General features: G+C 49.1%; 22 protein-coding genes and 1 tRNA gene. 18 read left to right on the forward strand and 5 right to left on the reverse strand.

The features are described 5' to 3' along the window. Nucleotides 1–6: 6 nt before the first annotated feature. From C2M34_RS12530 to C2M34_RS12545, 4 genes are all read right to left on the reverse strand, one after another. Nucleotides 7–729, reverse strand: a complete 723-nt coding sequence (locus tag C2M34_RS12530; RefSeq protein WP_105258975.1) for a response regulator transcription factor — start codon at nucleotides 727–729, stop codon at nucleotides 7–9. Then, on the reverse strand, nucleotides 729–1,127 hold the full coding sequence (locus C2M34_RS12535; RefSeq protein ID WP_105201048.1) for a DUF3019 domain-containing protein: 399 nt from the start codon (nucleotides 1,125–1,127) through the stop codon (nucleotides 729–731). The genes C2M34_RS12530 and C2M34_RS12535 overlap by 1 nt, the downstream gene beginning before the upstream one ends. Further along, nucleotides 1,117–1,953 (reverse strand): MipA/OmpV family protein, encoded by an 837-nt coding sequence (locus C2M34_RS12540; RefSeq protein ID WP_105258976.1) that lies wholly within the window; start codon nucleotides 1,951–1,953, stop codon nucleotides 1,117–1,119. Before C2M34_RS12540 ends, C2M34_RS12535 begins: the two co-directional genes overlap by 11 nt. 99 nt (nucleotides 1,954–2,052) lie before the next feature. Next, nucleotides 2,053–2,880 carry a hypothetical protein gene (locus tag C2M34_RS12545; RefSeq protein WP_158677932.1) on the reverse strand — a complete coding sequence of 276 codons (828 nt, stop codon included), beginning with the start codon at nucleotides 2,878–2,880 and terminating at the stop codon, nucleotides 2,053–2,055. A gap of 143 nt (nucleotides 2,881–3,023) precedes the next feature. On the opposite strand from C2M34_RS12545, the gene C2M34_RS12550 reads away from it, so the two are divergent. Continuing rightward, nucleotides 3,024–4,175, forward strand: coding sequence for a serine hydrolase domain-containing protein (locus C2M34_RS12550; RefSeq protein ID WP_105213012.1), 1,152 nt, complete (start codon nucleotides 3,024–3,026; stop codon nucleotides 4,173–4,175). Nucleotides 4,176–4,237: 62 nt separating this feature from the next. Here the strand turns inward: C2M34_RS12550 and yhbY are convergent, their stop codons facing one another. Next, nucleotides 4,238–4,534 (reverse strand): ribosome assembly RNA-binding protein YhbY, encoded by a 297-nt coding sequence (gene yhbY / locus C2M34_RS12555; RefSeq protein ID WP_105258977.1) that lies wholly within the window; start codon nucleotides 4,532–4,534, stop codon nucleotides 4,238–4,240. 89 nt (nucleotides 4,535–4,623) lie between these two features. Between yhbY and rlmE the strand changes: the two genes are divergently transcribed. The 17 genes from rlmE to C2M34_RS12640 all read left to right on the forward strand — a co-directional run bounded on the left by rlmE (nucleotide 4,624) and on the right by C2M34_RS12640 (nucleotide 23,278). Further along, nucleotides 4,624–5,253 carry a 23S rRNA (uridine(2552)-2'-O)-methyltransferase RlmE gene (rlmE, locus tag C2M34_RS12560; RefSeq protein ID WP_105201052.1) on the forward strand — a complete coding sequence of 210 codons (630 nt, stop codon included), beginning with the start codon at nucleotides 4,624–4,626 and terminating at the stop codon, nucleotides 5,251–5,253. Between the two features lie 64 nt (nucleotides 5,254–5,317). After that, the gene (gene ftsH, locus C2M34_RS12565) at nucleotides 5,318–7,249 is read left to right on the forward strand and encodes an ATP-dependent zinc metalloprotease FtsH (protein WP_234398815.1); all 1,932 of its coding nucleotides are present in this window, start codon (nucleotides 5,318–5,320) and stop codon (nucleotides 7,247–7,249) included. Nucleotides 7,250–7,367: 118 nt separating this feature from the next. Then, nucleotides 7,368–8,216, forward strand: coding sequence for a dihydropteroate synthase (gene folP / locus C2M34_RS12570; protein WP_105201054.1), 849 nt, complete (start codon nucleotides 7,368–7,370; stop codon nucleotides 8,214–8,216). A 19-nt stretch (nucleotides 8,217–8,235) separates the two neighbouring features. After that, on the forward strand, nucleotides 8,236–9,576 hold the full coding sequence (gene glmM, locus C2M34_RS12575; RefSeq protein WP_105213010.1) for a phosphoglucosamine mutase: 1,341 nt from the start codon (nucleotides 8,236–8,238) through the stop codon (nucleotides 9,574–9,576). Nucleotides 9,577–9,656: 80 nt separating this feature from the next. Then, nucleotides 9,657–10,400 carry a triose-phosphate isomerase gene (gene tpiA / locus C2M34_RS12580; RefSeq protein WP_105201056.1) on the forward strand — a complete coding sequence of 248 codons (744 nt, stop codon included), beginning with the start codon at nucleotides 9,657–9,659 and terminating at the stop codon, nucleotides 10,398–10,400. 6 nt (nucleotides 10,401–10,406) lie between these two features. Then, nucleotides 10,407–10,763 carry a preprotein translocase subunit SecG gene (secG, locus tag C2M34_RS12585; RefSeq protein ID WP_105201057.1) on the forward strand — a complete coding sequence of 119 codons (357 nt, stop codon included), beginning with the start codon at nucleotides 10,407–10,409 and terminating at the stop codon, nucleotides 10,761–10,763. A gap of 8 nt (nucleotides 10,764–10,771) precedes the next feature. Next, nucleotides 10,772–10,857: transfer RNA gene (locus C2M34_RS12590), tRNA-Leu, on the forward strand. Between the two features lie 687 nt (nucleotides 10,858–11,544). Next, a complete protein-coding gene (locus tag C2M34_RS12595) occupies nucleotides 11,545–11,736 on the forward strand; it encodes a hypothetical protein (RefSeq protein ID WP_105213009.1) in 192 nt (63 codons plus the stop codon). 498 nt (nucleotides 11,737–12,234) lie between these two features. After that, nucleotides 12,235–12,690: a ribosome maturation factor RimP gene (rimP, locus tag C2M34_RS12600; RefSeq protein WP_105201058.1), complete on the forward strand. Its 456-nt coding sequence runs from the start codon at nucleotides 12,235–12,237 to the stop codon at nucleotides 12,688–12,690. Between the two features lie 38 nt (nucleotides 12,691–12,728). Further along, complete coding sequence (nusA, locus tag C2M34_RS12605) at nucleotides 12,729–14,228, forward strand: transcription termination factor NusA (RefSeq protein WP_105201059.1); 1,500 nt, start codon at nucleotides 12,729–12,731, stop codon at nucleotides 14,226–14,228. 25 nt (nucleotides 14,229–14,253) lie between these two features. Continuing rightward, a complete protein-coding gene (gene infB / locus C2M34_RS12610; protein ID WP_105201060.1) occupies nucleotides 14,254–16,932 on the forward strand; it encodes a translation initiation factor IF-2 in 2,679 nt (892 codons plus the stop codon). A 109-nt stretch (nucleotides 16,933–17,041) separates the two neighbouring features. Further along, nucleotides 17,042–17,431: a 30S ribosome-binding factor RbfA gene (gene rbfA, locus C2M34_RS12615; RefSeq protein ID WP_105201061.1), complete on the forward strand. Its 390-nt coding sequence runs from the start codon at nucleotides 17,042–17,044 to the stop codon at nucleotides 17,429–17,431. Nucleotides 17,432–17,436: 5 nt separating this feature from the next. After that, on the forward strand, nucleotides 17,437–18,378 hold the full coding sequence (gene truB / locus C2M34_RS12620; protein ID WP_105201062.1) for a tRNA pseudouridine(55) synthase TruB: 942 nt from the start codon (nucleotides 17,437–17,439) through the stop codon (nucleotides 18,376–18,378). Between the two features lie 97 nt (nucleotides 18,379–18,475). After that, nucleotides 18,476–18,745 (forward strand): 30S ribosomal protein S15, encoded by a 270-nt coding sequence (gene rpsO / locus C2M34_RS12625; RefSeq protein ID WP_105201063.1) that lies wholly within the window; start codon nucleotides 18,476–18,478, stop codon nucleotides 18,743–18,745. Between the two features lie 261 nt (nucleotides 18,746–19,006). Further along, a complete protein-coding gene (gene pnp, locus C2M34_RS12630; RefSeq protein WP_105258979.1) occupies nucleotides 19,007–21,136 on the forward strand; it encodes a polyribonucleotide nucleotidyltransferase in 2,130 nt (709 codons plus the stop codon). 86 nt (nucleotides 21,137–21,222) lie between these two features. Next, the gene (gene nlpI / locus C2M34_RS12635; RefSeq protein WP_105213008.1) at nucleotides 21,223–22,101 is read left to right on the forward strand and encodes a lipoprotein NlpI; all 879 of its coding nucleotides are present in this window, start codon (nucleotides 21,223–21,225) and stop codon (nucleotides 22,099–22,101) included. A 37-nt stretch (nucleotides 22,102–22,138) separates the two neighbouring features. After that, on the forward strand, nucleotides 22,139–23,278 hold the full coding sequence (locus tag C2M34_RS12640) for a hypothetical protein (protein ID WP_158681446.1): 1,140 nt from the start codon (nucleotides 22,139–22,141) through the stop codon (nucleotides 23,276–23,278). The last annotated feature ends 53 nt before the right edge of the window (nucleotides 23,279–23,331 follow it).

Here is a 23,331-nt window from a genome sequence, read left to right on the forward strand (position 1 = left end):
GTGCGCCTAGTCGGCAGTATCCGCATGCCAGGCATCTTTAACTAATAAATAGCCCTTGCCCCAGATGGTTTTTATTCGTTGCGGCTGCTCGCCATTGCCATCAAAACGCTTGCGCAGCGCCGATATCACTACATCTATGCTTCTATCTAAGCCGTCATATTCGCGACCCTTGATGGCCTTGAACACAGAGTCTCGGTCAACCACCTCACCGGCGTGGCGGGCAAGATAGGCCAGCAACGAAAATTCTGCATGAGAGAGTTCCACCGCTTGCTCGGCCAGGGTCACGCGGTGCGCCTGCATGTCTATATGCAATTGCCCCACTTTAATATGCATCGGCTCTGCGGATGGCTGAGAATCGTCGGCCATGTCCCGTAAACTGGCCTTAATTCTGGCAAGCAATACGCGAGGACGGGCTGGCTTGGCGATATAATCGCTGGCACCGACTTCTAACCCTATTACCTCGTCGAGCTCATCATCGCGGGCGGTCAGCATAATAATGGGTTGCTGATAAAACTGACGTAATCGGGTGCACACGCTAATGCCGTCGAGACCGGGCAGCATAATATCGAGTAAGATTAAATCTGGATTGTGCTCGCGCACATAGGCTTCGACCTCGTTGCCCTTGTCGCACAGGCCCACGCGATAGCCGTTTTGAGCAAGAAACTCAAGCATCCACTCGCTCAGCGAAGGATCATCCTCGACCACTAAAATAAGGGGTTGCTGACTCATTAAAATAACCTCCATCGCCTTTTCTTCTGGCCGCTGGTGTACACCCACTGCACTCGTACCTCGGTGCGGGCGAGCACTTTGCCCGTAGTGACATGAAATAATTCAAAACCCTGCGCCGTCTTGCTGGCGAATTCAAACACCAGTTTGCCTTGTTGTTGCTGTTGCCAACAATGCAGGGGCTTAGTGGCTTGGTTTTGGCGAATACAGTAGCGCTCTTCGTTGTCCACCTGCCAATTCAGGGTGATATCGGAATAACAGGTGCGCCCCTGGCGCAGTGCCACACAGGTGTTTGGCGTGCTGAGCAAGGTGGGTAGTTCGGCGGACAACGCCTCGGGCTGCGCCGCCCAGCTTGGCAGGGCAAACATTAAACTAAGGCTGGCGCTGAGTCTAAAAAACATAGCGTACGCCTACCTTGGCCTTATGCTGGTATTGTTGAGAAATGATCGGGCTGTCACTTATTTCAGAGGAAAATAAGGTGGAGAGCCAGCCGGCTAAAAACACCCAGTTTTGTGATAAGGGATGCTCGGCGTGAAATTCAAGCACCAGGGATTGGGATGCGTGGGCCTGGTAGATGGGACGCTGCGTGGTGGCCTCATGGGCGTCAATACCAAAGTAATAATCGGTGAAATCGCCGCCATAATGGTTAAAACCCAGACCTGTGCGCAGCTCCCAATTTCGATACTGGCTGATACGGGTTAAGAAGCTGCTGAAAATCCATGAGTTATGAGTGCCGGTAACATCATGCATCAGCTCAAATGACAGTTGCAAGTCGTCAAAACGGCGCGATAATCTCAGCCCTACATCGAAATCATAGTGGCGGCGGTCGATACCGGCGAGCTCATCTACTACATCCCTGTCATAGATTTTCAAGCCGGTTTCATCGAATCCAGCTTGCACATTGGTACCGACAATATCCAGGCCCCAGTCGAACTTATCGACCAGCGAATAGCCTATGACCATGCCGCCGCTTAACTGGCTATGGTCTATATCCAGATAGAAGTTGTTATAGCTGATCACCAGATTTAAATCCGGCTCAATACCGTCATCGTAGGAGTCGAGGCCAATCAGATAGGAGTCTTCGATATAATAACCGGCGCCTATGCTCCAATCCCAATTAAAGCCTGGTTGAGGCTCCAAACGGTTGTCTGAATAATAACGGTTGGTCGCCAAACTAGGTTGGCTTATAAGCAAAAACAGCAGGGCGAGTAGGGTACGAATTGGCATGGCTTCAGGCTTTTTATTTTATAGTAGGTTGCTTGGGCGCCGAAAACTGTAAGAAATTGTAGATGGGCTCACCGGCGGTGTACCGGTAAGCCCAGTCGATCAGTTGATATTGATCTTCTCCAGCAAAATACCGCTGAGGTAGTAGTGCAGATCTGGTACTAAGGCACTCACCTCGGTGTCGTTACAGGACCCGGCGATTTTTTCCAGTGCCGAGATTTTACTCAGGACCTGATAGCGAGGCGCTTTAGGCGCCGGCTTGTCGCCACGTTCGGCGAGCGCATCCGGTGAGTTGTGAGTTTGCACAAACTCCTGAACCTGCTCCAAATTATCTATGTAATCGCTGATTGTCAGTTGATAACGCAAGGGATTGCGTTGAAAGCTGGCGGTATCAATGGATGATTTGGCAAACCACACCACATCCTTGGAAGCTCGGTGGAAGAGTTTCATACTGACTGAGCCAGAAATATTGCTACATTGGCGTACGGCGAATTCTTCAATAAGACTACCATCGCCGAGGATATGGCTATTGCTCAGGCGATAATCCACCTTGTCGGCCTCACTAATATCCAGCTGATTAATGCTAAGAATATAGTCCGCCTGTTTGGCGTCATTGATCACCGCAAGGGATTTATCGTTGAAAATGGCCACCAGGCGATCGCGTAGGCGCTCTGTCAGTGCTACTTGCTCGCTTTCGATTACCACGCTTTGTCCGCGTTTAACAGGGTGAGCCGGAAGCTGCACCGACTTGACCCTAGGTTGCTGATGGTCAACCTGGTATTCGAGAACATAGGTGCGCTCACTAAGACTCGGCTTCGTTGGCATAGCAACCCTTTGCGCCTGTTGCAAAGAAGTCGTTTGTAAGCTGCTACAGCCGCTGAGCAAAATTGCCGAGCCAAGCAGTGCCAGTGCTAAAGAATTCTTCATCATACTATTTATAACTCTTAGTTTCCCTTGTCGCTGCGCTTAGGCACCCATACTTGAGTACACCCACACAGCATTGTACGTGAGTTTAACCCAAAGTTCATGATAATATTTACCCAATCTGAACTGTTATCGCTAAAACAACAATAATGAAAACCAAGAGTTTAGTTGCTTCTTTCTGTCTTATCTTCAGTACCTTATTGCCTGCTTATGGAGCTTCCATAGGCGCCGATGCGTATCAATGGCACGGCTTTGTTGACTCTTATGTTGCCGATTTAGAGCGTCAGCTTAAACAAAAGCGTGTGCCAGGGGCCGCCTTGTCGATTGTGCATCCGGATTATCCTTCCATTGCCTTGGGTTTTGGTAAAACCAAAATAAGAAAAGGGCGCCAAGTTGATGTGAATACGCGTTTTCGCCTTGCTTCGGTGTCGAAAACCTTTGCTGGCTCACTGGCTGCCAAGTTGGCCGAGCAAGGGGTTATAGAACTGGATGCCCCTGTGCATCAATACATTCCTGAACTGCGTAGCACGGATTATAAAAATACCCTTAAGGTCTCGCATTTACTGAGTCACTCCAGCGGCCTGGTGCCCAATGCCTACGACAACCTAGTAGAATCACGCATGTCTTATCCGGATATTGTTGAAAAGCTGCTGAAAATTGAACCCGTGTGTGAACCGGGGGAATGTTATGGCTATCAGAATGTGATGTTTTCCCTGGTTGGCGATGTGATTGAGCGCGCCAGTGGTAAGGACTATGAGACCTGGGTGCGGGAAGATATTTTCGAGCCCTTACGTATGCGCCATGCGAGTCTAGGTTATGAGGGCATGATAGTGGATGAAAACTATGCCTATCCGCATGTGCGAGGACGCAAACGCTGGCATACCGCACGTTTAAAGAAAAACTATTACAAGGTGCTGCCGGCAGCGGGCGTCAATGCCAGTGCTGCGGATATGGTGCAATGGTTAAAGGCGCAATTGGGTATGTACCCGAGTGTGTTACCACCGGCGGCGCTGCAAACTCAGGTTCAGCCTTATACCCTGACAACAAAAGAGCGTCGTCGCCGCATATGGGGTGAGCATGTTAATCAGGCTCATTATGGTTTGGGCTGGCGTATCTACCAATATGATGATGAAACCATCTACTACCACAGTGGTTGGGTCCAGGGTTATAGAACCGATATCGTGGTGATCCCACGCTTAAACGTCGGCTTTAGTCTTTTGCTTAATGCCGAAAGCGGTTTGATTAGTGAACTTACTACACAGTTTATCGACCAAGTACTGGCCTTGCCGCGCACCGCTTAGAACAGGGTACAAAAACAAAAAAGGTCAGCATTGCTGACCTTTTCTGGTATGAAGCGAGGTGATTAATTGCGTGGCAATTGAATCTTACGGTCTTCGCTTTGGCGGTACAGGGCAATGATATGGCCGATGCTTTGTACTTTATGGGCACCGGTTTCGCGTACGATAGCGTCAAAAATCAGGGCCTTGGTCTCGCGATCCGAGGTTGGCACCTTCACTTTGATCAATTCGTGAATATCCAAAGCACTGTCTATTTCGGCGATTACGCCCTCGGTTAGGCCATTGGCTCCCAGTAAAACCACAGGTTTCAGTGGGTGCGCAAGGGATTTCAGATACTGCTTTTGTTTATTGGATAGTTTCATAGATTTTATAAATTTTGCTGATTCGAGCTTGAATTACAGGTATTCTAACGCCATCTAGCAGATATTACTATTAAGTTACGTGTTAATTTATGACGAATAAAAAGCACTCGGCGAGCTCAAAGCGCTGGCTAAAAGAGCATTTTGACGATCATTATGTTCATGAGGCACAGAAACAGGGCTGGCGTTCGCGAGCGGTGTTCAAACTCGAAGAAATTCAGCAAAAAGATAAACTACTCAAACCCGGCATGGCGGTGGTGGACCTAGGTGCCGCTCCCGGTAGCTGGTCTCAGTACCTGGCACAGCAGGTGGGTGATAATGGCCAAGTGATTGCCTGTGATATTCTGCCCATGGACTCGCTGGCCGGTGTCGACTTCCTGCAAGGTGATTTCCGCGAAGAGGCAGTGCTTAACGCCTTGTTAGATCGTATCGATGGTAAAAACGTCGACGTGGTTTTTTCCGATATGGCGCCGAATATGAGCGGCAATATGAGCACGGATCAGGCCGGCAGCATGTATTTGGTCGAACTGGCACTGGATATGTGTCATCAGGTATTGAAGAAAAACGGCGCTTTTGCGGTCAAAGTATTCCAGGGGGAAGGTTTTGATCAGTTCGTGAAGGACGTGCGCGAGAGTTTCCGTACCGTAAAAATCCGTAAGCCCGATGCGTCAAGACCGCGCTCTCGCGAGGTATATATAGTAGCGACGGGTTACAAACTGTAGTACAGTTGTCGGGAAAAGTTGAACTTAATTAATTTAGATACAAGAGGTTAACACCTTGAGTGATATGGCAAAGAATTTAATACTCTGGCTTGTTATTGCCGTGGTTTTAATGTCTGTTTTTCAAAGCTTTAACGGCTCTGAAGGCGTTGACAGACAAACCAGTTACACCCAATTCGTAAAGGATGTGCGCAATGGTGCTGTACGTGAAGTCGTGATTGATCGCGGCACTGGCTCGATCACTGGCGTTAAGTCCAGCGGTGAGCGTTTCCAAACCACCATGCCAATGTATGACGAAGACCTGATGAATGACTTGTTGAAAAACGACGTCAACACTAAGGGTGTTCAGCCTGAAGAGCAGTCCCTGTTAGCCAGCATTTTCATTTCCTGGTTCCCTATGCTCTTGTTGATCGGCGTGTGGATCTTCTTTATGCGTCAGATGCAAGGCGGTGGCGGCAAGGGCGCTATGTCCTTCGGTAAGAGTAAAGCCCGCCTAATGAGCGAAGATCAGGTTAAAACCACCTTTGCCGATGTGGCCGGTTGTGATGAAGCCAAGGAAGATGTAACCGAGCTGGTTGATTTCTTGCGCGACCCGTCTAAATTCCAAAAACTTGGCGGCAGCATTCCTAAGGGCGTGTTGATGGTAGGTCCTCCTGGTACGGGTAAAACCTTGCTGGCCAAGGCCGTAGCCGGTGAAGCCAAAGTACCGTTTTTCACTATCTCAGGTTCTGATTTCGTCGAAATGTTCGTAGGTGTGGGTGCATCCCGTGTACGTGACATGTTCGAGCAAGCGAAAAAAGCAGCACCTTGTATCATCTTCATTGATGAAATCGATGCCGTTGGTCGCCAACGTGGTGCCGGCATGGGTGGTGGTCACGATGAGCGTGAGCAAACGCTTAACCAGATGCTGGTAGAGATGGATGGCTTTGAAGGTAATGAAGGCATTATCGTAATCGCTGCCACCAACCGCCCAGACGTACTGGATCCGGCGCTATTGCGTCCAGGTCGTTTCGATCGTCAAGTGGTTGTAGGCTTGCCGGATATTCGTGGTCGTGAACAAATTCTTAAGGTGCATATGCGCAAAGTACCTTTGGCAGATGATGTTGAAGCATCCGTGATTGCCCGTGGTACTCCTGGTTTCTCAGGCGCCGATTTGGCCAACCTGGTAAACGAAGCCGCTTTGTTTGCCGCTCGTGGTAACAAGCGCGTGGTGAGCATGGCCGAATTTGATGCCGCTAAAGACAAGATCATGATGGGTGCTGAGCGCAAGTCCATGGTGATGTCTGAGCAAGAAAAAGAAATGACTGCATACCATGAAGCAGGTCACGCCATTGTTGGCCGCATGGTGCCAGAGCATAACCCTGTATATAAAGTATCAATCATTCCGCGCGGTCGTGCCTTGGGTGTGACCATGTACTTGCCGGAGCAAGACCGTGTAAGTCACTCAAAAGAACACCTCGAATCTATGATTTCAAGCTTGTATGGCGGCCGTATTGCCGAAGCCTTGATTTACGGCGATGACAAGGTAACTACTGGTGCAAGTAATGACATTGAGCGCGCGACACAAATCGCTCGCAAGATGGTTACACAGTGGGGTTTGAGCGCCAAAATGGGACCACTTCTTTATGCTGAAGAAGAAGGCGAAGTCTTTATGGGTCGCGGCGGTTCGCGCAGCATGAGTATGTCGGATGAGACAGCTAAAGCAATTGATGTAGAAGTGCGTGAACTCTCTGATCGCAACTACCAGCGTGCTGAACAAATCCTGCGTGATAACATGGATATCCTGCATACCATGAAAGACGCGCTGATGAAGTACGAAACCATTGATGCCAAGCAAATTGATGACCTAATGGCGCGTCGTGAAGTTCGTCCACCGAGCGATGCCCATGACCGCAAAGCCACCAAGGCACAAGTGGCAGCAGAGCCTGACAAATCGGCCCCGGAGCAAGGCACTTCATCCGCACAAGATGAAAAGCCAGGCTCAGAAGAGGACAAGTAATAAATTCAAGCCCCAAAGATATTGGGGCTTTTCCTTCTTGTGGATCATCTTATCTATCTGCCCTCACTTAGCATTCGCCTAAGGGATCTGGGCTTTTTAATTTTAGGGAAGAGTAGCCATGTTATCTTTACCCCGAGGTCGCTTCCTCGACCTTAGCACCCCACAGGTGATGGGGATACTCAATGTCACGCCAGATTCCTTTTCTGACGGTGGTCAGCACAACGATTTTGATGACGCTGTCAAAAGAGCCTTAGCTATGCTTGAGCAGGGCGCCACCATTATTGATATAGGTGGTGAATCAACCCGCCCAGGTGCAGCGGACGTTCTTGAGCAAGAAGAACTCGAACGGGTTGTTCCTGTGATCAAGGCGATACGCGCGCAATCCGATTGTGTGATCTCCATAGACACCAGTAAGGCTGTGGTAATGACAGCGGCGGTTCAGGCCGGTGCCGATATTATTAATGATGTGCGTGCCTTGCAGGAACCAGGCGCGTTGCAGGCAGCAGTGGCTTTGGATGTTCCTGTATGTCTTATGCATATGCAGGGGCAGCCGAGATCCATGCAGGATGCACCGGATTATAAGGATGTGACCGCCGAGGTATGCAGCTATTTGGCCGAGCGCGCGCAAACCTGCATCGACGCAGGCATTAAAGCCGAGCATATAATAGTGGATCCTGGTTTTGGCTTTGGTAAGTCATTGCAACACAATTATCAATTACTGGCTGAGCTTGAGCAGTTGCAACAGCTAGGCTACCCGGTATTGACCGGACTTTCACGCAAATCCATGTTTGGGCAGCTGCTGGGGCGACCGGCAGACCAAAGACTTAGCGCCAGCCTGGCGGGAGCCTTGATTTGCATGCAAAAGGGCGCGGCCATAGTGCGCGTTCATGATGTTCAAGAAACCGTCGACCTGCTGCGGGTGCACCAGGCGATGTTACGGCCCACAGATGTGCAGCCGCAAGAATAAGAGTACAGGAGTAACAAGAATGAGTAACAGAAAATATTTTGGCACCGACGGTGTTCGTGGCCTGGTCGGGCAATACCCGATCACTCCTGAGTTTGCCCTCAAACTGGGTTGGGCTGCGGGTAAAGTGCTATCAAAAATTGGCACAAAAAAAGTGATAATTGGCAAAGACACGCGCATTTCCGGCTATATGCTAGAAACCTCGTTGGAAGCCGGGCTTATTGCCGCGGGCATAGATGTGGTTTTGCTTGGCCCCATGCCGACTCCGGCGGTGGCGTATTTAACACAAACCTTCCGCGCCGAAGCGGGCATAGTGATCAGTGCCTCTCATAACCCTTACCATGATAACGGCATTAAATTCTTCTCCAGCGAAGGTTTGAAACTACCGGATGCGGTGGAGCTGGAAATTGAAGCCATGATGGATCAGGACATGGAATGTGTACCTTCCGAAAAGCTGGGTAAAGCGCGCCGCCTGGTGAGCGCCGATGGCCGTTATATCGAATTCTGTAAGAGCCAATTCCCGCAAGGTCACTCCCTTGAAGGTTTGAAAATCGTACTCGATTGCGCCAATGGTGCCACCTACCATATTGCCCCAGCGGTAATGCAGGAGCTCGGTGCCGAGGTGATCCCCTTCGCATGTGAACCCAATGGCCTGAACATTAATGCTAAATGTGGTGCCACAGATGTTGCCGCCTTGCAGCGTAAGGTAATTGAAGAGGGTGCCGATGTGGGCATCGCTTACGATGGCGATGGTGACCGCGTGATGATGGTCGACCAGCACGGAGAAGTATTCGACGGCGATGACATAGTTTATATCATTGCCTGTGCCCTGCATGAGCAAGGTGAGTTAGGTGGCGGCGTTGTTGGTACCGTGATGTCGAATATGGGCTTGGAAAATGCGCTTAAAGCCAAGGGTATTGGTTTTGAACGCTCCAAGGTTGGCGACCGCTATGTAATGGCGTTGCTTAAAGAAAAAGGCTGGAAAATCGGTGGTGAAAGCTCGGGTCATGTGTTGAACCTTGACCTTATCAGCACCGGTGATGGCATCATTTCAAGCCTGCAGGTGCTGGCCGCTATGGTGACCAGCAACAAAACCCTGCGCGATCTGGGCAACGGCTTTGTTAAGTACCCGATGAATATGATCAACGTGCGCTACCAGCCGGGCACAGATCCGACCCTAAACCCTGAAGTACTCGCCGCGGTAAGCGAAGCACAAGAGCTGCTTGCGGGCAAGGGCCGGGTGCTGCTGCGTAAGTCAGGCACCGAGCCTGTAGTGCGCGTTATGGTAGAAGCCGAAGACCAAAATCAGGTGCTGGATTACAGCAGTAAAATCGCGCAAGTTGTTGAAAGTGTGAGCAGTTAAACGGCGCTCTAAAAATAACTTCTTGTAACTTAGGGCGAGTCGAGTTAGTATCTCGCCCGCTTTCGAACATGGAGTAAAACATGGCATCACGTAAGCCCCTGGTGGCTGGAAATTGGAAGTTAAATGGCTCCTTAGAGCTGCTTAATGAAATGGCCCCCGAGCTAAAAGCCGTAGCTGGCCAAGATGTTGATGTGGCACTTTTTGTTCCCGCATTGCTAGTTGCGAGTGCGGCGCAGCAAGGTGTAGTAACGGGTATTCAAACCGTTTCTGAATATGAATCCGGCGCTTATACAGGTGAGATTCAAGCCTCGCTGGCCAAAGAATTAGGTGCAAGCTTTGCCCTGGTTGGTCACTCGGAACGTCGCCATATTTTCGGCGAAAGTAATGAGGATGTTGCCGCTAAATTTGCCATGGCACAGCAGCAGGGCTTAACCCCCGTGCTTTGTGTTGGTGAAACAGAGCAGCAGCGCGAGCAAAACGAAACAGAATCAGTGATCAGCGCGCAAATTGACGCGGTGATTGAAAAATTAGGTGTGGCTGCGTTATCGCAATCTGTGGTAGCATACGAGCCGGTTTGGGCCATAGGCACGGGTAAAACCGCATCGCCGGAACAAGCTCAACAAGTACACCAATTTATTCGTGCGAAAATCGCTTCGCTAGACAGTGAAATCGCACAGCGACTGCTTATCTTATATGGTGGCAGCGTTAATGAACAAAACAGTAGTGAATTATTTGCACAAGCAGATATAGATGGTGGCCTGATTGGTGGCGCCAGTCTTAAAAAAGATGCTTTTATCAGCATCTGCGAAAGTGCAAAAGGATAGAGTTAAATGTACGAAATTCTTTTAGTAGTTTATTTAATTGTTGCATTAGCCTTAATTGGTTTCGTGCTAATTCAACAAGGTAAAGGTGCTGACATGGGTTCGTCATTTGGTGCTGGTGCCTCGGCAACCGTTTTCGGTTCATCGGGTGCGGGTAACTTTATGACTAAAACGACCACAGTACTGGCCACGGTTTTCTTCGTTTTGAGCATAGTGTTAGGTAACCTAACTGCTGGTCAAATCAAGCAAACTGATCAATGGGAAAATCTAGAAGGTGCACCAGCGGTAGAAACCGTTGAGCAACCAGTATCAGATGTTCCTGTTGAGGAAGAAAAGGGTTCTAACAACCCGGACGTTCCAAACTAAAAAATTAAGCCGTGGTGGTGGAATTGGTAGACACGCCATCTTGAGGGGGTGGTGAGCTATGCTCGTGCGGGTTCAAGTCCCGCTCACGGCACCAAATTAAGGTTCTCTAAGAACCCAAGAAGTCCAAATTATCTAATATATATTAGGGGATTTGGACTTTTTTTATGTCCAAGATAATTTAATCTCTCTTAGAATATTCAAAGCCTTAGGCAACACATTTCTTAGTACAGCTTCTGGTAGTAGAGCTTAATTCTTATAGAACTAGTACTTGTTAAGATGGCTAAAATCTCTCCCTTTGAATACTCAAACTAAACGTTTTAACCAAGTCCCAGGTTGTAAATTGAGCGCATAGATTAGGATTGTATTTATGTCGCATGGCAGTTCTCTATGCAGGGGCGTTCAAACACTATGAGTTTGTTTTAAAAGCCAATATTTTTCCTTGAATCCGGGTAACTCCAACGCCGAGAGCATGATATTTAGCCCGCTAGAATCATTAGCTATTTAGTTGAGTTGGTATAACTAATTGAAGTTTTATTAATTAGCTGAGGCGCCGTCAATTAGCGGCACATGTGTCGCTATTGCTGCTGCTAATATTTATAAAAACCAGGACGAATCTTTTCTTTAGAGCCGCCAATATAACGGATCCTTGCTACACTGGAATTGCCATTGGGTGTCTTGCAGTGCAATCCAGTGTTCCTCGGTTTGCAAATAAGTTAAAGAGCTCTATGAATGTGTTCCATTGGCTCATAGAACTATTCACTAACATGGGAAAGGGATGTAAATGGAATTCATTATTTTCGTGGCATTGGCGGCTGCCAATCCGGGGTTAGCGATCGTATTGGGATTGGCGTGGTTATGCTTTTTAGGCTTTGGCAAATGGGATCGGAAATTTAGCAACAAGGTCAGAACAGTCGCTATCTTTATAGTCACCATGCTTCTGTTGGGGAATATCATGGCAATATTTATAGTTTAGTCTCTGGTTGGGGAGCTTTAGATGGGTTGTCGGCCTTACTACTTCCCAAGTAGAAACAAATTTAGAAACTATGTAGTGAGCTTGCTTTTTCGTGTAAAGGCCTTGTTAATTCAGGCTCTAACGGTTCTCGAAGGTTGCTTATTAATTACTAGGGCACTATAATAGTCGCCATAAATGAAGTTGGTACATAGTGACCCTTCAGGCAGCAGATTTATAAAGAGGTAGAGATATTCGCTCTACTTGCTTTATGTGATGTCGCGCATTCTTTGCAATGCGCGTTTTGCGTTTAGCGGAAGTGATTTTGCTAAGTCGTCGCAGCGGTTTTATCGTACGGATATAGCCCGCGCCAAGCTAGGCCCTAGGCCGCACAGAAAATCAGGAAGTGTTTACTTTTTGAGTAAATATTTCCAGTGTGACGCCCCGCTTGGTTCGGGGCGTTATTGTATCTGTATTGAAAATGGGGCATTAGCCCTTTTTTTGTTTCTATGGAGAAGTTTCGTGACAAAGCTCGAACAAACATTAACCGAGATGTTAACTCCGGCGGTCGAAGCATTAGGCTTTGAGCTCCTGGGACTTGAGTTTACTCAAGCTGGTCGTCATTCCACCTTGCGTGTGTATATTGATCACCCAGACGGTATTACGGTAGATAACTGTGCGGATGTCAGTCGTCAAGTTAGCGCGATCCTCGACGTAGAAGATCCCATTACCAATGAATATGATTTGGAAGTGTCTTCACCTGGAGTCGATCGTCCACTGTTCAAACCAGAACATTATCAAAATGCAGTGGGTGAGGAAGTCAGGTTGAGAACTAAGCTTCCGCAAGATGGTCGCCGTAATTTCAAGGGCGATTTAGTAGCAGTTAACGGTGATATGATCACAATTAATGTTGATAACCAAGAGCACATGCTCATGATAAGCAACATTGAGCGTGCGAACATCATCGCCAAATTTTAATTTCAGTGCGAAGAAATAGGGCAAGCGAGGCAATACCTATGGCAAAAGAAATACTGTTGGTGGCGGAAGCCGTTTCCAATGAAAAAGCGGTCCCCAAAGAGAAAATTTTTGAAGCATTAGAGTTCGCACTAGCGACCGCAACAAAGAAAAAACATGATGGCGACATCGAAGTGCGTGTATCTATCGACCGTAAAACCGGCGAATACGACACTTTCCGTCGCTGGCAAATCGTTGAAGCGCTTGAAGATGGCAGCTTAGAAAACCCGTACCGCGAAATCACTCTTGAAGCGGCGCAGGTTGAAGAGCCAGAAAAGCAGCTTGGCGATTACGTTGAAGAACAAATTGAGTCAATCAAGTTTGACCGTATCACCACGCAAATGGCCAAGCAGGTTATCGTACAAAAAGTACGTGAAGCCGAGCGTGCCCTTGTGGTTGAAGCTTATAAAGACCAAGAAGGTGAGCTAGTAACAGGTGTGGTTAAAAAAGCCAGCCGCGAAGCCATTATTCTTGATTTAGGCAACAACGCCGAAGCCGTTATCTATCGTGATGACATGCTACCGCGCGAAAACTTCCGCCCAGGCGACCGTGTTCGTGGTCTGCTTTATGCGGTACGTCCAGAAGCCCGTGGCGCGCAGTTATTTGTAACTCGTTCTAAGCCGGAAATGCTAATGGAGCTATTCCGCATCGAGGTGCCGGAAATTGGCGAAGAGATGATCGAGCTACGTGCGGCCGCTCGTGACCCAGGTTCACGTGCAAAGATTGCTGTTAAATCAAATGACAAGCGTATCGACCCTGTTGGTGCCTGCGTGGGTATGCGTGGTGCACGTGTGCAAGCGGTATCCGGTGAATTGGGCGGTGAGCGTGTTGATATCGTGCTTTACGATGACAACCCAGCGCAATTCGTTATCAACGCCATGGCGCCGGCAGAAGTTGCTTCTATCGTTATGGACGAAGACTCACGTTCAATGGATATCGCCGTTGAAGCGGATAACCTGGCACAAGCCATCGGTCGTAACGGCCAAAACGTGCGTTTAGCAAGCCAACTTACAGGTTGGGAGCTAAACGTAATGACGGTTGCAGACATGCAGGAAAAGAACCAGGCTGAGTCAGACAAGCTGATCACCCTGTTCACCGAAGGTTTGGACATCGATGACGATTTCGCCGAGCTACTTATCGGTGAAGGCTTCTCAACGCTAGAAGAAGTAGCTTATGTACCAACCAGCGAATTCTTGGAAATCGATGGTCTGGACGAGGACACAGTTGAAGAGCTGCGTAATCGTGCCAAAGACGCGTTGACCACCAAAGCATTGAAAGACGAAGAAAGCCTAGAAGGCGCAGAGCCGGCTGAAGACCTATTAAACCTGGATGGCCTAGATCGTCACCTTGCCTTTGTTATGGCGAGCAAGGGCGTAGTAACGCTTGAAGATCTAGCCGAGCAGGGCATCGACGAACTAGTAGAAATTACTGAGCTTTCTGAGCAGGAAGCGGGCGACCTAATTATGGCTGCACGTAATATTTGCTGGTTCGGTGACGAGTAATTTATTAACGGAGGTAACAAAGAATATGGCAGAAGTAAGTGTAACAAAACTGGCCGAGGACATTGGTACAACTGTTGATAAATTGCTACAGCAATTGGACAGCGCGGGCATTAAAAAGCAAGCGGGTGACCAGGTAAACGAGTCGGAAAAAGAGCAACTGCTTGATCACTTGTCTAAGCAGCACGGTGGCGCTGGTGCCTCAGGCCCAGAGCGTATGACTTTGCAACGCAAGAAGAAAAGCACCCTAAGCGTAACCGGTTCAACCGGTAAGGCCAAGGCTGTGCAGGTCGAAGTGCGTAAAAAGCGTACCTATGTGAAGAAAAGTGCCCTAGAAGAGCAGCAAGAACAAGCGCGTCTGGAAGCACAAGAGCAGGAGCGTCTTGAAGCCGAAGCACAGGCTAAATTAGAAGCGGAGCGTAAGGCTAAAGAAGAAGCCGAGCGTAAAGCGAACGAAGAGGCAGAGCGCAAGGCCAAAGAAGAAGCCGAACGTAAAGCCAAAGAAGAAGCGAAGCGTAAAGCCGAAGCACAGCGCAAAGAAAGTAAAGGTTCTGCAAAGGATGAGGCGCAAACTCAGAAAGAACGTGATGAAGCAGAGCGCTTACAGAAAGAAGCAGAAGAGGCAGCATTGAAGAAAGCCGAAGAAGAAGCACAACGTCAAGCAGAAGAAGCTCGTCGCCTAGCCGAAGAAAACGAAGCGCGTTGGAAGAAAGAGGAAGAGGAACGTAAACGTCGTGAAGAAACGGCGGATCACCACCTAACTACTTCTACCTATGCACGTGAAGCGGAAGACGAGTCAGATGCACGCGAAGAGAAAAGCGCGCGTCGTAAAAAGAAAAAGCCTAAGGGCAAAGAAACTGCCGAAGCACCACTAAAAATGGGCAAGGGTAAAAAAGGTAAGCTTAAAGCGCCTACTTCTTTACAGCATGGTTTCCAAAAGCCAGTTGCCGATAAGAAGCAAGAAGTACGTATCGGTGAAACCATCACGGTTGCCGAGCTTGCTTCACGTATGGCGGTAAAGGGTGCCGAAGTCGTTAAGACCATGATGAAAATGGGCGACATGGTAACCATTAACCAGGTTATCGACCAGGAAACTGCACAGCTAGTTGCAGAAGAAATGGGTCACAAGGTTGTGGTAGTTCGTGAAAACGAACTGGAAGAGAAAGTACTAAGCGACCGCAGCGAAGGCGGTAAAGCTGAATCTCGTGCACCGGTAGTAACCGTAATGGGTCACGTTGACCACGGTAAAACATCGACTCTGGACTACATCCGTAAAGCTAAAGTTGCTTCGGGCGAGGCCGGTGGCATTACCCAGCACATTGGTGCATACCATGTTGATACTGACAACGGCATGATCACCTTCCTTGATACTCCGGGACACGCGGCATTTACCTCAATGCGTGCTCGTGGTGCGAAGGCGACGGATATCGTAATCCTGGTTGTTGCTGCGGACGATGGCGTAATGCCACAGACCAAAGAAGCGGTACAGCACGCTAAAGCGGCTGAAGTACCTCTGATTGTTGCCGTGAACAAGATGGATAAAGAAGGCGCCGATCCAGATCGCGTTAAGAACGAACTAGCTCAGCTAGACGTTATCCCAGAAGACTGGGGCGGTGAGACGCAGTTCGTACACATCTCGGCTAAAACCGGCCAGGGCGTTGACGAGCTACTTGAAGCCGTACTAATGCAATCGGAAATCCTTGAGCTAACCGCTGTTTCTGAAGGCATGGCCTCAGGTGTGGTAATCGAATCTCGCCTTGATAAAGGCCGTGGTCCGGTAGCTACTGTACTGGTACAAGAAGGTACGCTAAAGCAAGGTGATATCGTTCTTTGTGGTCTTGAGTATGGCCGTGTTCGTGCAATGCGCGATGAAAACGGTGAAGAAATCAAAGAAGCAGGCCCTTCAATCCCGGTAGAGATCTTAGGTCTTTCTGGTGTACCTGCAGCTGGTGACGAAGCAACGGTTGTTCGCGATGAGCGTAAGGCCCGTGAAGTTGCTCTATACCGTCAAGGTAAGTTCCGTGAAGTGAAGCTGGCGCGTCAGCAAAAAGCTAAGCTTGAGAACATGTTCACCAACATGACCGAAGGCGATATCTCAGAAGTGAATATCGTACTGAAAGCGGACGTACAAGGTTCTGTTGAAGCCATCTCTGATTCACTTGTGAAGCTTTCTACTGACGAAGTGAAAGTGAAGATCGTAGGTAGTGGTGTAGGTGGTATCACCGAAACTGACGCATCACTTGCGGCTGCTTCTAACGCCATCATGGTTGGTTTCAACGTTCGTGCCGACGCTTCAGCGCGTAAGGTTATCGAAGCTGAAAACCTAGACCTGCGTTACTACAGCGTAATCTACGACCTGATCGAAGAAGTGAAGCAGGCCATGACTGGTATGCTTGCTCCTGAGTTCAAACAAGAGATCATCGGTCTTGCCGAAGTACGTGACGTGTTTAAGTCACCTAAGATCGGTGCGGTTGCAGGCTGTATGGTTACCGAAGGTGTGGTCAAGCGTTCTAACCCAATCCGTGTACTTCGTGAAAACGTGGTTATCTACGAAGGTGAACTTGAATCACTACGTCGCTTTAAAGACGACGTACAAGAAGTTCGCAACGGTATGGAATGTGGTATCGGCGTTAAGAACTATAATGACGTTAAGGTCGGTGACCAAATCGAGGTATTTGAAATCGTTGAAGTACAACGTTCTCTATAACCTTGATCATTAAGTAAATTTGATGGGGGCCCTTGTGCCCCCATTTGTGATTGTGTAATACCTGCCGTGCTCTGTGCGCGTGCCGGTATCCTAAATATAAGTGGTGAAAATGAGAGAATTTTCTCGCACAGAGCGCGTAGCGCAACAGATCCAAAAAGAAATTGCGGTGATCATCCAACGGGAAATTAAAGACCCGCGTTTAGGCATGGTAACCGTGTCTGCGGTGGAAGTATCGCGCGATTTATCTTACGCGAAAATTTTTGTGACCGTGTTCAACCAAGAAGACGAAAGCAAGACCAAGCAAAGCATGCGTATTCTCAATGATGCCAGTGGCTACATTCGCTCGCTGCTGGGCAAGCGTATTCGTGCCCGCATCGTCCCTGAGCTACGTTTTGTTATCGATACTTCATTACTTGAAGGTATGCGTATTTCTAACCTAGTTGAGTCGGTGATGCGCGAAGATAAGCAAAAGCGCGGTAGCAGCGACGAGGAAGAATAAGCAGCATGGCCAGACGTACAAAAGGCCGTCCGGTCGATGGCGTATTGTTACTGCATAAGCCCCAAGGCATTTCCAGTAACCGCGCTCTGCAGCAGGCGAAAGGCATTTACTTTGCGCAGAAGGCGGGGCACACAGGCGCCCTTGATCCCTTAGCCACAGGCATGTTGCCTATTTGTTTTGGCGAAGCGACCAAGTTCAGTCAGTTCCTGCTCGATACCGACAAAACCTACGTGGTGCGCGCCAAGTTGGGTGAGCGTACAACCACCTCGGATGCCGATGGTGAGGTTGTCGAAACCCGTGCTGTGAATGTTACCAAGGCGCAAATCGAGCAGCATGTTGCTGGTTTTATCGGTGAGTCAGATCAGTATCCGTCTATGTATTCGGCGCTCAAGTATCAAGGTCAGCCTTTATACAAGTATGCCCGCGAAGGCATAGAAGTGCCGCGCAAGTGTCGCCGTATTAACGTTTACAGCCTGACTCTGGATGAGTTCGATGAACAGGCCAATGAAATTCAGATGACCGCCCATGTGTCCAAAGGCACCTATATTCGTACCATAGTGGACGATTTAGGTGAGTTATTGGGCTGTGGCGCGCATGTGATCATGCTTCACCGCTCCAAGGTAGGTCATTACCCTGCCGAGAAAATGGTGACTCTGGACGAACTTCAAGCCCTGCTTGATGAAGCTAAAAGCCAGGATAAGGCACCGAGCGAAGTATTAGATACGCTGTTACTGCCCATGGACACGGCGGTGCAAGATTTGCCCAGCGTTGAGATTGACGAGCAGCAGGCCATTGCCTTTGCCCATGGTCAAACCGTGGTCATCGGCGAGGTACCAGAAGAGGTATGCGCCGTACGTTGTGGCGAGCGTTTCCTTGGTGTGGGTGAGCGCAATCAGCACGGTCATCTCAAAGCCAAGCGTGCCGTGGCCATCACAAATAACTTGTAGTTATTGGCCAGCTTGATAAAATAGCGCGCTCAATTGGTGGGGCTGGATTAGTGATCGGCTCTTACCGTATATAAACACTCACTTTTTGGAGTAAATTATGTCACTAAGCAACCAAGAAAAAGCAGATATCATTGCTAAATTTGCACGCGCTGAAGGCGACACTGGTTCACCTGAAGTACAAGTTGCACTTCTAACTGCAGATATCAACAAGCTTCAAGGTCACTTTGCAAGCCACAAGCAAGACAACCACTCACGTCGTGGTCTTCTTCGCAAAGTAAGCCAGCGCCGTAACCTGCTTAACTACCTTAAAGGTAAGAGCATCGAGCGTTACACTGCGCTAATTAAAGAACTTGGCCTACGTCGCTAATTCTTTGATACCAGTTTGAAAAAAGGGGCCTAATCGCCCCTTTTTTTGTGCGTCTTTGACGAGTATACTTAGCGCTGTCTAAGTTTCGCAATACAGCAAACTAGATGGCACCATATTGCCAATTGTAGTAAATAAAGGCATTCACACGAGTGTGGTTATTTACTGTAATTGGTGAGGTGCTTAAGAAAACCCTCTTAACCTGATTTAAGGGCTGGTAATTCGGCTTTTGAGTAGGTTATATGCAACTTAAGGAATGATTAAGTGCAAGCAATTATTAAAGAATTTCAGTACGGACAACACACTGTAACTCTAGAAACCGGCGCTATTGCCCGTCAGGCAGACGGTGCGGTACTAGCAAGCATCGGCGATACTTCGGTACTTGTAACCGTAGTAGGTCGTCGTGAAGCAAACCCAGGTCAGGATTTCTTCCCTCTAACCGTTAACTACCAAGAAAAAATGTATGCGGCTGGCCGTATCCCAGGTGGTTTCTTAAAGCGTGAAGGTCGTCCTAACGACGGCGAAACGCTTATCGCGCGTCTAATCGACCGTCCAATTCGTCCACTTTTCCCTAAAGGCTTCGTAAACGAAGTTCAGGTAATCGCGACAGTAGTTTCAGTAAACCCTGAAATCCAGCCTGATATCGTTGCCCTAATTGGTACTTCTGCGGCCCTAGCGCTTTCTGGTATTCCATTTAACGGTCCTATCGGTGCATCACGCGTAGGTTACATCGATGGTCAGTACGTATTGAACCCATCACTAACCGAGCTTAAAACAAGCAAGCTAGACCTAGTTGTTGCTGGTACAGATAACGCCGTACTTATGGTTGAATCAGAAGCTGAAACGCTTCCTGAAGACGTAATGCTTGGCGCCGTTGTTTACGGTCATGAGCAATCACAAGCCATCATCAATGCTATCAACGAGTTCAAAGCCGAAGCGGGTAAAGCAGCTTGGGATTGGACTGCGCCAGCAAAAGATGAAACCCTAGCGGGTAAGGTTGCTGCTATCGCCGAAGAGAAAATCGGTGAAGCGTACCGCATTACCGACAAGGTAGCGCGTAAAGACGCTCTTAGCGCAGCGAAAGCAGAAGTGATCGAAAAACTAAGCGCTGAGCTTGGCGAAGACGAAAGCCTGGACGAGCAAGAAGTATCAGGCGAGTTCGGTTCACTTGAGAAGAAAATCGTTCGTGGTCGCATCATCGCTGGTGAACAGCGTATCGATGGTCGTTCACCTGAAATGGTTCGCGCCCTTGACGTGAAAACTGGCGTACTAGCCCGTACTCACGGTAGTGCTATCTTCACCCGTGGTGAAACTCAGGCGCTAGTAACGGCAACACTAGGTACAGAGCGTGATTCTCAGATGATCGACGACCTAACAGGTACTTCTACTAACCGTTTCATGTTGCACTACAACTTCCCTCCGTTCTGTGTGGGTGAAACTGGCTTTGTTGGTTCGCCTAAGCGTCGTGAAATCGGTCACGGTAACCTGGCTAAGCGCGGTATTGCTGCGGTACTTCCTACACTTGAAGAGTTCCCGTACTCAATCCGTGTGGTATCTGAAATCACTGAGTCTAACGGTTCTTCATCAATGGCGTCTGTATGTGGTACATCACTTGCGCTAATGAACGCCGGTGTTCCTACTAAGGCATCTGTTGCTGGTATCGCCATGGGTCTAGTGAAGGAAGGCGATAACTTCGTTGTTCTTTCTGACATCTTGGGTGACGAAGATCACCTAGGCGATATGGATTTTAAAGTAGCCGGTACCGCTGCAGGTGTTACCGCACTACAAATGGATATCAAGATCGAAGGTATCACTAAAGAAATCATGCAGATCGCTCTTAACCAAGCACAAGCAGCTCGTCTACACATCCTAAGTGTGATGGATGAAGCCATCTCTGCGCCTGCGGCTGAGCTTTCTGATTACGCGCCGCGTATCTATGTAGTGAACATCCCACCTAAGAAGATTGCCGACGTTATCGGTAAAGGTGGCGCTACTATCCGTGCGCTTACCGAAGAAACTGGTACTACCATTGAAATTGAAGACGACGGTACAGTTAAGATTGCAGCCACTGACGGTGAGAGCGCGCGCGCTGCCATCGCTCGCGTTGAGCAACTAACAGCTGAGCTGGAAGTAGGTACCATCTACGAAGGTAAAGTAGTACGTATCGTTGATTTCGGTGCTTTCGTTAACGTTCTACCTGGTAAAGACGGCCTGGTACACATCTCACAGATCAGTGATGAGCGTGTAAACAATGTTGCCGACCACCTAAGCCTAGGTCAGGAAGTGAAGGTTAAGGTACTAGAAGTTGATCGCCAGGGCCGTGTACGCCTAAGCATCAAAGAGGCGCAAGACCAGAGCGCGCCAGCAGCGGAAGCGGTAAAAGACGCCGAATAAGCGATAAAAGCATAGTAAAAGGGGCTGTTTAGGCCCCTTTTTTATGGTTTAATGAAAATCCATGCACGGATTATAGGTATAGGACTTTGAGAAAAACATTATCGCTTACGGTAGCCGGCGTTATCACGCTACTCTTAACCGGTTGCCAATCCGTACCAGATAGTCCCCAATATGTTGTTACCGTACCTTTTGCCGCACCTCTGCCGAGCGATTACCGCAGCGAAGTGGCGGTAGCCCGTTATAGTGAGCTGATAGAGCAGGCCGATCTGCCCAGTGATCAGCAAGCCTTACTTTATTATGATCGCGGTAAGCTATTCGACAGCCTAGGGTTAAGTACCCTGGCGCGCATCGATTTTAGCCGTGCGGTTAACCTTAAGCCGGACCTGGCCGAGGTGTATAACTTCCTTGGTATTCATCACACCCTGATGCAGCAATACGGCAAGGCCTATGAAATGTTCGATTCAGTGCTGGAGCTTAACAGCGAGCATGAATACGCCTATCTCAACCGTGGCATTGCCTTGTATTACGGAGAACGCCCGGGATTAGCCAGCGATGATTTGCAGGCCTTTTTGCGCTTTGCCCCAGATGACCCGTATCGGGTGCTTTGGGTTTATTTGGCGGAGCGTGACGAAGACCCACTTAAAGCCAAAGCCAACTTAAGAGATATGGCACAAGCTTTGGACCCGCAAAACTGGGCCTATCAACTGGTGGCCTTTTATCAGGGTAAAATCACCGAAAAGGCACTGTTAGGAACCTTGGCAGAGGGTGTGGAATCACATCAGGAATATGCCGAGCGCTTGTGTGAAGCCTATTTTTATATCGCTAAAAGCCATCAGGCCAAGGGCGAAAATACCCTGGCCAGCGACTACTTTAAACTGGCGCTTTCGACCAATGTATACGAGTTTGTCGAATATAAATATGCACGCCTTGAGCTGGACATAATGGCAGGCGAGGGTGCGCACTAGCCTATTTTTTATCTTGCTGCTAAGCCTGTGTGGGAGTATGAGTCAAAGCCCCGCACTGGTGCAGTATCAGGCGCAAAATAATGCCGCCGCCGCCACCTTTTGGTTTTATCACAGCCCAACACAACTAAGCTATCGGCATTACAGCGAAGCCGTATTGCGCCGCCTAGCTACAGACGGCGCACCTCAGGCCCAGCTATTACTGGCCCAACACCTGCTGAAAAAAAATGACTTTGATGGTGCCCGTTTATACTGGCAGCAGGCCTTAGCTGCTAAAGGCGAGCAGCGCCCAGCGGCGCAACTTTGGCAACAACTGGCCGAGACGCTGGCGCAGCAAGGGCATTGGCAGGTGCTGGCCGAGATAGGCCGCGTTTATCCTTTACCCGATGAGCTTGAATATCGGCGGCGCTTTCACCTGGGCTTAAAGGTGGGCGTCGAGGGCCATGATGTCGCAAAAAGTTTGGGCTTTGGCACAAATTTGCGGCAAATCCAGGCGCAATCCTGTCGCTATAATCTGCTGTTGCTCGGCGACAGCCTGGCGGCCATGGATAAGCTGCAGCAGTTGCGCCGCAGATATCAGGCCAAGCCTGAACCTGGTACCGGATTGTTATGCCTGTCCGAGCCTCACTATTTGGGTGATACCCTAAACTGCCAAGGCACAAGTGACAGTTTTAGTCGCTGTGACTGGCAGCCTTTGGCGCAAACGCCGGAGCAAGTGCCAGCGGGTTTTGATTTTATCGTGATGATGACAGACGGCGGGCTGGCCAATGTTCAAGGCGGTATTATGCAGTTGGGAGTGAATGCACCCTATCATGTGTTTATCCATGAGCTCTTGCACTTTAGCGGCTTTACCGATGAGTATCCGGCACCTAAGGAGCAGCAGGGGGCCTGTGAGCAACAAGGGCAGCTCTATGCCAATCTTGTGGTTGGCGACAGAGCGCCGCCAGGCTGGGCGCCCAGTGCCTATTGTGACAATGGCCGTGGCTATAAACCCAGCATTGGGCAAAGCCTGATGGAGCAATCGGAAGTTGGGGTGACGCCCCTATACAGAAACTTGTGGTTGGCCGAGCTGGCAAGGCCGAAACAGCATATTCGTTTTGCCGATTTATTCTACCGCTTAAGTGGCGAAACCCAGTGGCGTGAATATCGTCGTGCCCTGAATAATAAAAATGACGCTTAACCATGGCACATTGGCCAGGTCACATAAGGCAGAGGTCCGGATTTTTGTTAGCT

Origin of the sequence: Pseudoalteromonas sp. T1lg88, assembly GCF_002964765.1 — a bacterium.
GTDB lineage: Bacteria > Pseudomonadota > Gammaproteobacteria > Enterobacterales > Alteromonadaceae > Pseudoalteromonas.